10 protein-coding genes are annotated in these 11,123 nt (G+C 40.4%); 2 read left to right on the forward strand and 8 right to left on the reverse strand.

Going from position 1 to position 11,123, the window contains the following annotated elements; translation table 11 throughout:
• Positions 1 to 197: 197 nt before the first annotated feature.
• The 5 genes from AB4Z30_RS23100 to AB4Z30_RS23120 form a co-directional block, all read right to left on the reverse strand.
• On the reverse strand, positions 198 to 3,119 hold the full coding sequence (locus AB4Z30_RS23100) for a bifunctional DNA primase/polymerase (protein ID WP_441929794.1): 2,922 nt from the start codon (positions 3,117 to 3,119) through the stop codon (positions 198 to 200).
• 77 nt (positions 3,120 to 3,196) lie between these two features.
• On the reverse strand, positions 3,197 to 4,078 hold the full coding sequence (locus tag AB4Z30_RS23105; RefSeq protein ID WP_441929795.1) for a hypothetical protein: 882 nt from the start codon (positions 4,076 to 4,078) through the stop codon (positions 3,197 to 3,199).
• A 211-nt stretch (positions 4,079 to 4,289) separates the two neighbouring features.
• The gene (locus tag AB4Z30_RS23110) at positions 4,290 to 5,330 is read right to left on the reverse strand and encodes a helix-turn-helix domain-containing protein (RefSeq protein WP_441929796.1); all 1,041 of its coding nucleotides are present in this window, start codon (positions 5,328 to 5,330) and stop codon (positions 4,290 to 4,292) included.
• A gap of 144 nt (positions 5,331 to 5,474) precedes the next feature.
• A complete protein-coding gene (locus AB4Z30_RS23115; protein WP_441929797.1) occupies positions 5,475 to 6,158 on the reverse strand; it encodes a hypothetical protein in 684 nt (227 codons plus the stop codon).
• Positions 6,159 to 6,196: 38 nt separating this feature from the next.
• A complete protein-coding gene (locus AB4Z30_RS23120) occupies positions 6,197 to 7,768 on the reverse strand; it encodes a hypothetical protein (protein ID WP_441929798.1) in 1,572 nt (523 codons plus the stop codon).
• Between the two features lie 229 nt (positions 7,769 to 7,997).
• On the opposite strand from AB4Z30_RS23120, the gene AB4Z30_RS23125 reads away from it, so the two are divergent.
• Positions 7,998 to 8,369: a helix-turn-helix domain-containing protein gene (locus tag AB4Z30_RS23125; protein WP_441929799.1), complete on the forward strand. Its 372-nt coding sequence runs from the start codon at positions 7,998 to 8,000 to the stop codon at positions 8,367 to 8,369.
• A gap of 31 nt (positions 8,370 to 8,400) precedes the next feature.
• Here the strand turns inward: AB4Z30_RS23125 and AB4Z30_RS23130 are convergent, their stop codons facing one another.
• The 3 genes from AB4Z30_RS23130 to AB4Z30_RS23140 are packed head-to-tail and all read right to left on the reverse strand — an operon-like array spanning position 8,401 to position 10,277.
• Positions 8,401 to 9,438: a hypothetical protein gene (locus AB4Z30_RS23130; protein ID WP_441929800.1), complete on the reverse strand. Its 1,038-nt coding sequence runs from the start codon at positions 9,436 to 9,438 to the stop codon at positions 8,401 to 8,403.
• Positions 9,439 to 9,471: 33 nt separating this feature from the next.
• Positions 9,472 to 9,855: a hypothetical protein gene (locus AB4Z30_RS23135; RefSeq protein ID WP_441929801.1), complete on the reverse strand. Its 384-nt coding sequence runs from the start codon at positions 9,853 to 9,855 to the stop codon at positions 9,472 to 9,474.
• Positions 9,852 to 10,277, reverse strand: a complete 426-nt coding sequence (locus AB4Z30_RS23140) for a hypothetical protein (RefSeq protein ID WP_441929802.1) — start codon at positions 10,275 to 10,277, stop codon at positions 9,852 to 9,854. The genes AB4Z30_RS23135 and AB4Z30_RS23140 overlap by 4 nt, the downstream gene beginning before the upstream one ends.
• Positions 10,278 to 10,592: 315 nt before the next feature.
• On the opposite strand from AB4Z30_RS23140, the gene AB4Z30_RS23145 reads away from it, so the two are divergent.
• The gene (locus tag AB4Z30_RS23145; protein WP_441929803.1) at positions 10,593 to 11,078 is read left to right on the forward strand and encodes a hypothetical protein; all 486 of its coding nucleotides are present in this window, start codon (positions 10,593 to 10,595) and stop codon (positions 11,076 to 11,078) included.
• The last annotated feature ends 45 nt before the right edge of the window (positions 11,079 to 11,123 follow it).

Here is an 11,123-nt window from a genome sequence, read left to right on the forward strand (position 1 = left end):
CCGCAGCCCCTCTGATTTTTTTGGGAAAGGGATATATTTTGTCAGGAGGGGGAATAGAATCTCTATTTTTTTATTCTTTCATTTTTTGGGGGCTATGGGGGCAATTGACCTGCAAGTCCTTGCCATGCATAGGCTTGTACATGCCCCAAGGTGTCAAATTGTGAGGGGCGGTGCCCCTGTTTCAGGGGCTTCTGAGCTCACATATCATCAATTGAATCTACTATTTCATAGGACTCAGATTGAGATGTTTTGTTACCTCCGCTGGTATTGGCATTCATCTGAATTTCAGTAGCTGTTCGTCTCAACCAAAGTAGCCGAAGGCGTCCATCTTTGGTTAATTTCTTTTTATCGTGCCGAATACGCTTCTTACCTTTATCCATTTCAACCTCAGGTTGAATTAAACCTGAATCTATGAGTTCTCTCCAAAGCATGGATGCCGAAATGGGAAAGGTTTCTCCTTGTTTACTAAGGAATTGATACACTTGGTTGTAAATTACATCAGGAATCAAATAGAAGTAATTCTCATCATGCCATCCCACATGAGAACTGTTATTGGACATGGAATCTGTTCTAGTGTTTTCCTGAGTTGGAATAGTGTAAATACTTTTATTTGATAACAACTGAGATACAATCTTTATAAACTTTGTAGAAGACTTAACCTCTGTTACTTGTTCTCCTTGTTCATCAGCCACATTCAAGAACAAATCCCAGGCTTCTTTCAGAAGCTGCTCCTGTTGATCATTTGCAATGGCACCAATGCTTTCAGCGTAATGTAGTCCCATCTGTAGGCCAATATATATCCAAACCGAGGCCTCTATAAGTCTCCCATGTGCATTTAAATGAGAAGCTTCGTTTCTTTTATTGATGAAAAGGTCTTTTATATTGTATTTTTCGGAAGAATTCATAGCTTGACCTATCCAATTTATATAACCGCTCATGGCTTCACTCAATGTAGACGAATTTAGCTGTGCCTTAGTCAGAAGATCTAGTTTAATGTCAGTTTTCTTTAATTCAACGGGAAATAGTCTTGCCATACTTGAACCACCACTCAACATATCTTCTGCTGTCACAATTGCCATCCCACGAGGTAGATAGTCATTGCGTGCAGATATGTCTTGTTTCAATCTTCCCCGAGAGACCCTGTCTCCATATCCTCTTAGAATCTTTTGTGCCAGCAACTCCATGTTTTTCTTATCATTTGGAGAACTTGTGGGATGGTAGTCATCAATCAGTAGGAGTGAGTCTTTGGCATCAAAGCCACGCTTCTCTACTGAATTGGAAGTATCCTTAAAGCTTGCTGGTGGATGCTCTAGAAGATTACCGAAGTGACAGAGAAACAGTTTAGCTAATGTTGTCTTACGGCTACCTGTGTAACCGTACAGCCACATTAAGAATTTGGGTTCAATTCCTTCCTTTCTCAGCCATTCACAAAGGGGTGAAAGAAACGTCAGACCCCAAAGGGCTAACGTTACTCTACGGGGTGCAACATCGAGCAATGCAAGGCTTGTTTCCATGGCATGCTTTGGATTGGTTACTTGGTTAGGAAGAGTGTAGTTTTTTAGACGTGAGTCCAACTCGACTTTGACATTCTCCTTTCCCAAAGCACCATTTGCGCTAAGGTAACACCATTGTCCATTCAGCTTGATCCATCCGAGGTGCGTATAGATCTGTTCCTGTATTGCTGAATCTGCTGTTGTTTGAATGACGAAACGTACGATATCCCGTAAATTGCTTCCTGGATAGATGCGGGGACTAGGTCCCCACTTGAACCCCCATTTCATGCTTTCGAACTCATCAGCAGGAATCTCTATTGGAGCGAGCCATTTCTTAGTTTCAATTAGAGCCCCATCCAATACATAGAAGATAGATTGCTCTTCTCCATTCGTTTTTGAAATAGACTTGTGAATGCGGGCTACGAAATTGGCCAGAGGCTTATACTCTTTTTCCTTATTGTTCTTATATTTGATTTGACAAAGCGCATTCTGATGTATTCCGTAATCCCCTTTAATGAGCGATTCATATTGCTGTATTGATAATTTCTCATTCGACTTTTTGGCTCTTCCTAGAAGAGCTATAGGAGAGTTAATAGGCTCATCTGTTTCGCTATCCATACGCAGATTACCGTGACACTTTTTGATTTGTTCCGTGGTGCAACCAAATGTGGTACAACGAGTTGCACCGTATGATGCTTTCTCCCGTTCAGCATTCAATTGCAGGATACGGTTTTTACTGCGTTCATTATGTTTTGAACTCATTTTAGAGAATGCAAGAGCGGACTTACTGTTTCCTGAACTGACAAGCATGGAAACGATATGGTGCCATTGCGTCTCGGTGCAACCACCGAAGGATTGCTGTTTGATTGCTTCATTCATGACTTTACAGTTCTTGGATAGTACCATTAAAGGTTTCGATGGTACGTTTGTGGGTAGAGAAGAATCTTGTGGTGTAACATGTGCGGTGCTCTCTTCAGAGTTTTTTTTGAGAGTTCCGTTCCGCAGTTGATTTAGGACATTATCGGGTAAATTGGCTAGCGGAATGTCTCCAGGAGCTTTACCCTCCACCCAAAGGTATTTACCCCCAGTGTGATGACGTGAAGGTGGGATGACTGTCATTTGTCCATCAGCCAGCAATGCTAATTCTTCATGTTGAGCTGCTGAATTAACATCAACGAGTTTACGTAACCCTACACCCTCTGGTATATGGAACAAATATCTTGATCCTCCACCTGGAGTCGAAAATTGCCATGTGGTAGGGATGGAACCTTCAAATAGTTCCTCCATCTTGGTTTGGCCATATTCGCCATCAATATCAAATCCAATGACTCCAGAATCGCCACCCATAATCATGCCTAAGTTTCTTGTTGTGTGATTTTTGAACCAGCCTTCAAGAGTTGCAGGATCGTTGGAGGCTTTTTGGGGCCATTTAGCGATCAAAGGTACTTTCCCAGGCTTTGAGCAGCTTTTCTTATGATTTTCATTCACACCACGGTGATCAGATGGGCATAGTGGGAGAAACTTGAGACCGTAATTGGTTTGGGTTAGAGCCAAGACGGTTTGGTGAACTGTCATTTTGTTTAAGACATCTGCTGTGAGTTTGTTTTTAATTGATGTGGATACCATGTATTTTCACCTTCCATAGTGTAAGTAGTTAGGGGCCGGAGGCCCCAGTGTTCTTGATAGGGATTACCTTAGGCTGATTACTGTGTGAATTTACGTCGACGCTTCTTTTTGAACGGGCTAGGTTTACTTGATGCGCTGATGTCAGCAAAGTCATCCGAGTCGTCCAGATCGAGGTCGATGTCATCGGTATTGTCTGAGTCGTCCAGATCGAGGTCCGTATCATCGGTATCGTCGGAGTCGTCCAGATCGAGGTCCGTATCATCGGTATCGTCGGAGTCGTCCAGATCGAAGTCTGTGTCATCGGTATCGTCGGAGTCGTCCAGATCGAGGTCCGTGTCATCGGTATCGTCGGAGTCGTCCAGATCGAGGTCCGTGTCATCGGTATTGTCCGAGTCGTCCAGATCGAGGTCGATGTCATCGGTATCGTCCGAATCGTCTAGAACTTCCAATTCGGCCTCATCAGTTTCAACATGCAACATAGCACCTACCGCAATATTATTTTTAGTATGCTTGCTTAGTTCTATATAGGCGAATACATGAGAATCGACAGTATTATAAGTAACGTTCTGATAAGAAAGAGACGTAGTGCCTGAGAAGTTCAGGTTGTACTCTTCTGTAAGTTTGTTAACTAAATCTACGGAGTAGATGACTTTCTTGTGAGATGTATCCTTTAGTTTGAAGGTAAGTGCACCCTTGATAATTCCAAGAATAATCCCTGAGCTAGTCAGTCCAACATGAATATGGTCTGGAGAACCAATTTGTTCAATTACGTCAGGTCTAATCAAGATTCGTTTACCATGTCTTGCTGTGTTTATTATTGTCAGGGTACTTGATTTTTCGCTTGCTTTGTTAGGTCTTCTCATTTTAGTGATATTGTTGAGGGGCTGAAAATCTGATCCGAAGATATCCTTCAATGAATTACTGTTCGTTACGTTGGTATTCTTTTTAGTTGTTGTCATATTGCATTTCTCCTGTCTCGTTGTAGATTTTATGTTTTGTACTTCTTTACTGTATTCCTTTGAGGAAAATGCAGAAAAAGGACAGAAATCTTTCCGCGGGTTAAGGGCTACGGAAAACAAAATGAAATTTTAGAAAGGCAGTAAACATAGGGGTTTCACTTCTAATTTCTATTACATCAAATATGTCGTTTTTCAGCACAAAAAAAAGCGCCTATTGAGCGCTTGATTTTACAATGACTTTCATTAATGCTTTAAACTCTGAACTTGTAAGTATCCTCTTGTCATATCTTCTTTTATTTTCCTCTTTATATACTTCCGTTTTAATATACCTTTTCATTTCCTGAAGCAAATCTTCCTTTACTTCTTGGTAATAAATCTTAGTTTGGTAAGAATTAGCGAAGTACTCTAATGATATAGACTTTTGCCCGTTATATATATAATGTGATGCCACAAATTTTGCATATTGAGATTTTGGCGAGAAAAAAATCACCTCGTTGTTTTGTTCAAATTGAAGTGCCGACTCTAATACTTGTATCCACGTTTTTTTAATATTTTGACTTTTTGTTGTATAACGAAAAACCGTTTTTGATTTAGTAAGTATCTCTCTATCTTCACTAGGTTTTTCAAGCTTAATTTTCATCGCGAATACAATAGTGATTCGAGATTTTCTTGATTTTATGGTGGTTTTTTCTAACGGTTTTAAACCAATAAGGAATTGCCCAAGATACCAAACAGCAGAACCCGATTCTAATTTCTTCTTGAGATTCTCTTCAAAATGATCATAATCCATACTTTTTGGGAATATTTCATGATTTTTTGAAGCAGTACCCTTCTTAAGAAAATTCCTACACCACTCTAAGGATATGTTGATATTGTAATTATGCTGTATGTGAACCATTAATGAAGCTGTAGACCATTCATGAGTTGGAAAACCGAATTCTAATGGTGATCTTTTTAGGTCCCCGATTATTTTCTCGATTTGTCCAGTGGTAAGAGGATTAACATTCCCAGGAGTTTTTTTATGAAGAAACTCTTCCATACCCTTCTCGGTGTATTCTTTAATGATTCGTTGTATACTTCTTGTTGAAACTCCAATCATCTTTGAAATCTCATTAGGTTTTAGCCCTTCAATGTGATATTTAATGGTTCTTAGTTGGTTCTGCTTGTATTTTGGAGAATTATTTTTAGAAAGTTCCAGTTCGATCTGTTCAGAAATGTTCAAATAAGTACTGCCTCCTTCTGTTTCTAACATTTTGGAGTTTCTATGCTCCTACGTGCTGCACGCTGAGCGTCTCAGCGTCATTCAAAAATATAATATACACTTATTTTTAGCAATGTTTCTCTGAAACGATGCAAAAAAAGAATGGCTACCAAAGTAACCATTCTACCGATTGCTTCATCTGAGATTCATGAAATTTGAAATTCCTTCCCAAACTGTCGTGATAATGAGCCAAAGTGAAGGGAAAAAGTTAATGATGCTTTGTATAGGATGAAATAGGAGTGCGACCATACTACCCAAGAGAATAATGAACGAGGCTAACCAAACCCCACTTATTGCATGAAAGACATCCCAAATAATAAAGGTCATACGTTCAAAATTAGTCAACTGTAACGTTTCATTGAAGTTCATCTTTAGATTATGGATGAGTTTACTTGGAGTGTTCACAATATACGAAAAGTTGTATAGTACATTCGTAGACATATCAAGTGTTATAGGTACCCATGCTCCTTTAATGAATTTCAAATGATAGCGAAGATCCGTTTCTCCATAAGCTAATGCGATTGTTCTTTTCGACTTGGCATCAGTTTGTCTCATTTCTTTACCCAATGCACCTGAATTAAATGTGTCCATATACGTGATAAAAAACGCTTTGCTGGAATTTTTGATTTGGTCGTTATTCATTTGACTCATACTAGTGAGTGCGGATGAATTCTGATTTTCGCCAAGAACAGAAAATGTTGATAATAGTACTTTCGTTTGATATTTCTCATCCAGGCTTGAAAAACTTGCCCAAGCATAAAGAATAAGTGTAATAACAATTGCTATTTTTGAGAAGTTCTCATATATTTTGCCCATCACCGAAAGTTCTCCTTTATGCTGTAAAGCATCAACAGCGTTTAGTTTTTAATGAATGATCCATTGTTAAATACATATTCGTCAAAAAGCCCTTGTGACCCAAAGGGGAGCAAAATCTTGTTCCCTTCCAGAACAACATCTGATTGCCCTTCCCCGTACCATACCAGTTCTAGAGGGGATGTATCTGTTTCGCTAAAAATGTAGTTATAGCTGTATATCCAAACGTAAGTTTCAAGTAGTCTATCACTTGCAACAATCAAAACCTCTGGCACAGAATCGCTATCAAAATCATGCTCTTTTACGTAAAAACTGAAGCCTTCTCTCAAATCACCAAAATCATCAAATGGACTGGACGTGCTTTGTGGAGCATCGAATGGAAGCTGCCATCCTTGTTCAAGAGAATCACTAATGGCAAGGGCCTTAACGCCATTCGGTGAATCCATTCCAATGAACAGGCTTATCGGCTCGCCGTCCAATACTAAAGGCAGATTAAGATCAGCATCAGGAGGACTCCATCGGCTAAAGTTACTTAGAGTAGCGCTATCTGTCGCCACGGTTACCTCTGCTGCTGCTGTTTGCTCGGAAGAAGTTACTGTCGATGTCGAATCTGTTGTGCTTACAGTCGGCTGTTCATCCTGTACGATGGGGTTGCTCACATCTTGAGAGTTCGTGTCTTCTGTTGGCATAGCTTCGATTACGGTGGTTTCAGAGGTCGCTCCCTCTAATTTGTCCACAATATGGGCTGCGAATAGAGTCCACTCCGTAGTAGCAGGTTGAAATTGCTCACCATCAATACTGAACTCAATGACATCAAAGCTAGCATTACCAAATACCTGAAATACGGTTCTTGCCAGTACATTTACACCTGAATCCGAAAACGTACCTTCATACATAACGTAGTGATCCAGATCAGATGCACCTTGAAATGAAACATTCTGCCACGAAACATTGCTGAAATAGTTGGGATGCTCCACAATATCCTTTAATTTGTATTTCGACTCTCCAAACGAAGCATTCTGTACAACAGATATGTATTGCTGATTTTCACTCATCGTCATTGAAAGTATAGCTGAGCCTACAATGATGATCGCGGCACCGGAGGCAATGATAGCTACTCTGGTTTTGCGCTCACGAACAACTTGGATTTGTCCTGGTCTTGTGTTATCGAGTTGTTGGAGCAGTTGTTTGAGTAGGGTTTCTATTGACACTTTGGAGTTGCTGATCAATCGCATTGTTGCACCTGTTCGATTCGTGAGTGTTAGATGCTTACTTCGAAAGGAAAGCCAGAAGAAAACGACTGAAGCGATCAAGGCGAGCCAGTGAACACCTGACCCTGTCGACAAGAGGATTGCACTGATTACTGCAAATAGGATTGCAAATAACAATTGGAACCAGTTAATGCTATTTCCCACTGAAACTTTTTGAATATCGGAATAGGTGAGCTGTTCCTGCTTTGTACCTAAAGAAAAGATGCCTAAGATTTTGCTGACTGTTTGTACTTGAACTTCCTGCTCACGAAGCGTCACGGTAGATTCTCTTAGCAAATAGGTTAGATAGCTGAACCCGCCTTTCCAGGTTAGTTTAAAGGATGGAGAGGTATTTTCTGTTGTCATATGAAACTCCTTTTACTTAAATATTTATGTGGAATTGATAGATATTAGATGGGATCATTCGAAAGTTTAAACGACTCGTTCTTTGATTAACTCTCTCTTAATCATATTCAAAGATACGTATAGACCTACAAATCTGTATCTAATAATACGATATTATCATTTAATTGGTATCTGTGGTAGTTGGTTCTTATAGACGGCTCTCTTTACGCTTATCATGAGGTGATAACTCATGGTTCATAAAGCTAAAAGCGATCAAGATGCCGCTGAAGTTTTTATACAACTGGTGGGTGACAAGATTCGTGAGCTTCGCACAGCAAAAGGTTTGTCTCAAGAAAAACTGGGTGAGCTATCCGATCTTAACTCCAATTACATTGGTCAGATTGAGCGGGGAGAGAAAAGCATCTCAGTCTATACATTAAAAAAACTTTCCAATGGCTTTTCTCTCTCCTTGGAAGAGTTATTCGCGAAGATAGACCCTGCTAGTCATACAAGTGATTTGGAAAAAATCACTTCTTTGATACAGGAGAGACCGACTGAGGAGCACGCTAAAATTCTAGCTTTGCTGCGAGCAGCGCTTAATTTAAAAGATGGAACGTATTAGAGCAGGGCTTCTAAAGCCTGCTCTAATTTTGTTAGTTATTACGATATTTGGGGTTGGTTTTAACCCTAATATCAACATTTTTCTTATGAAAGCTCATATCCCTCGTGGACTGGTTTGCTTGTTGTGTAAAGGACTCAGACATGGTTAGATCTTCAAAGAGGAAAAAGTCTCTCCCTTTCTGTTTACCTAGCATGGAAATGAAGGCATAGTTGTAGCTGCCTGGATTGCAGATGCCTCCGCTGCCTAAAGGAATCAAATTCATGATGTCCTGAATAGTCATTTCTTTAGGCATTTCAGGTTGCTTATCCAATGCAAGCAATAGACAAGCGAACAGTCGATCTGCATTCGCCCTCTCGGTAATCAGGTTCAGATTGAATCGTTGACTGGTGGCGGTTTCCCAGTCCAAGGACGTTATGATCGGTTCGGGTTGACTTGGTGAACTTTCGGCTACTTTGCTGAGGACATCCCGGTATCCGTAGGCAAACAAAAAGCGACCTAGCTTCACGGAAGCCTGATCGCCAAGGATGGATTGTGTCTTGGGTAGAAGCTGACGGTAAAAGTCACAGTATTTCTCCACAGATGCAGCAACATCTTCAAGCTCTATGCATTCGTCAGATAGTTCAACTTCTGTGAGCAGGTCATTCATCCCCTTGATTCGGCGGGAATCAGTAAGTTCGATTTGCTCAGGACGTAGAAGATGAGCAAGAAAGGCAACAGTATTGAAGGCATACTCACCTGTTCCGAGTAAATCTGTCCAGTACGAGAGAACAGAGGACAGTTCTGGGTTATACTGTTCCACAAAGTTCTTCCAATGACTAATGACCGTCAGATGAAGCTTTCTGTATGGGTATGGAATACTCTGTTGTTGCCATTTGCCGCAAGACCATGACAAGGCAGAACGTAGAGTGTGGGCTTCGATGGTGGCAGGCTCAGTGAACTGTTTCTTCCAAACCTTTAATGGTTCAATAGGATACTTAGCAAAGGGAAAGCGGCTAAGGTGCTGTTCATGATGTGTTTTCACAAGCGCAGCCAGTGATTTTTTCTTGGCATCAGTTAGTTGCATAGACATTTGAAAGATGCTCCTCTCGATAATCGATTGGGGTTAATCGGCGTTGGCAATGAGCCATTGTTCCGTTTCTATTGAATGAATACCTTGTAACGTAAAAAACGTCATGCTGCACTCGTTGTCCAGCATGACGTAGATTTTGTACAAGGCAAATGCTTCATTAAAGGTATATCTTTCGATGTATTCGGGGCAGTAGGTACCTGTTAAGCAAGAGAATGCAGTTTCATCGTGTAGAGTAGGAGTAAGGTCATCGTTGGTTTCGAGGATGAAGAACCATTGGCCGGGGGTAGGGAAGGGCTCATCTTCATAAGCGTTACGGAGTTGCTGCATGTAATTCTGGACGAATGTAAGGTATTCTTTAGGGAGTGCGTTGGTCTCGATCAAGGTAGCGAATTGCATATCAGATGTCAGGTCGATCATTTATCTAAGTCCTCCTGATCGCTATTATCATTTGGGGTACTGTTGTAGCGGGGATAGTTGTTAGCTTCGGCTGCTGTAAGAGCCTCAGACGAAACATAGAAAGGTTCTGCCAGTTCTGATACCCAACCCAGCGCGAACTCAATGGGGCTTCCTTCGATGGCTGGAGGCCCATCTGCCCAATCCATTTTCAACGTGAACTGAATGGTCTCTGCGTCCATAGTTACGAACAAATCGGTACCGTCATAATAAGGATTAACTGTGTCCTGCTCCTGAAACGTAAGAGCGACCCGGACATGATGCACGGGTCGCTCCTTTTCGTAGACTTGGGTTTCTTTTTCTGCAATGGCGAGGAAGTGAATGTCGCCTTCCGGGTTGAAAGTTGACTCCAACAGTGCTAAGAGTTGTGTGTGTGATTTGTTCATTTAAAAACCTCCATAATTTGTATTCAAAGGTATTATATATTAATTAAAATCGGTTTATTACAAATTTCATAGTTATTAAGAGAGACATGCAAACGTTACATAGAGTGCAATACAGAAGACCAAGCTTGAACATAAGTTTAGAAAAGAAATAACTAAAAGACAAGCGGGAACTAAATCGTAAGACAAAGGCGAGCAGGCGGCATAACGAAAGGTATTTTGTTTTTTTAAAAGTCTTGATCTTGAAGATAATCTTGACTAAAGCGTGCGAAAGTTATAAAGTTTGACTATAAGTTCGAAGTGAGGAGAGTGCGACGGATGGATAAAAATTACCAAGAGATTCTCGATCAGCTTTTTAAAACTGATCCTGAAGTATTAAGAACTCGATTGAGAGATCTAGAAATTGAGCGCAAAATCTTATTATCTATTTTACAAAAAGATGAAGTCTCGCTTAAATCTCAAAGTTCAACCAGCTACGACTCCCCTATTGAGAATGGTGTAACTTCACTAGAAGAAAATGAAATTCTTGGAGAGGCCACTCTTACGGATGCAGATTTATCCTATAACAATTTGCGATTCAAAATTAAATCCAATGTTGCCAAAAGTCTTCCGACAAGTGGAACGGTTAAAGTTGTTTATGATGAAATATCCATTGAAGGGACGATTCCGCCGTCGGTAAGGGGGCGGATTAATGGTGTCCATTTATATAAGAAATTCCCGGATTTATTTAAGGTAGGATCTAAGTTGAATGTAAAATATTCAAAAGCTGATCGAACATTGAGTGTTTTAAGTGTTGAAAACTAATGAAGAGTATTACGAATATAGCAAGTGTTCTCTTAGGAGCAAATG

The sequence above is a fragment of the Paenibacillus sp. 2TAF8 genome (assembly GCF_052114825.1).
Classification (GTDB): Bacteria; Bacillota; Bacilli; order Paenibacillales; family Paenibacillaceae; genus Paenibacillus.

Excerpts from the sequence above, each read along its gene's own strand:
- AB4Z30_RS23100 (WP_441929794.1), bottom strand. The coding sequence starts at position 3,119 with ATGGTATCCACATCAATTAAAAACAAACTCACAGCAGATGTCTTAAAC.
- AB4Z30_RS23105 (WP_441929795.1), bottom strand. The coding sequence starts at position 4,078 with ATGACAACAACTAAAAAGAATACCAACGTAACGAACAGTAATTCATTG.
- AB4Z30_RS23110 (WP_441929796.1), bottom strand. The coding sequence starts at position 5,330 with ATGTTAGAAACAGAAGGAGGCAGTACTTATTTGAACATTTCTGAACAG.
- AB4Z30_RS23120 (WP_441929798.1), bottom strand. The coding sequence starts at position 7,768 with ATGACAACAGAAAATACCTCTCCATCCTTTAAACTAACCTGGAAAGGC.
- AB4Z30_RS23125 (WP_441929799.1), top strand. The coding sequence starts at position 7,998 with ATGGTTCATAAAGCTAAAAGCGATCAAGATGCCGCTGAAGTTTTTATA.
- AB4Z30_RS23130 (WP_441929800.1), bottom strand. The coding sequence starts at position 9,438 with ATGTCTATGCAACTAACTGATGCCAAGAAAAAATCACTGGCTGCGCTT.
- AB4Z30_RS23135 (WP_441929801.1), bottom strand. The coding sequence starts at position 9,855 with ATGATCGACCTGACATCTGATATGCAATTCGCTACCTTGATCGAGACC.
- AB4Z30_RS23140 (WP_441929802.1), bottom strand. The coding sequence starts at position 10,277 with ATGAACAAATCACACACACAACTCTTAGCACTGTTGGAGTCAACTTTC.
- AB4Z30_RS23145 (WP_441929803.1), top strand. The coding sequence starts at position 10,593 with ATGGATAAAAATTACCAAGAGATTCTCGATCAGCTTTTTAAAACTGAT.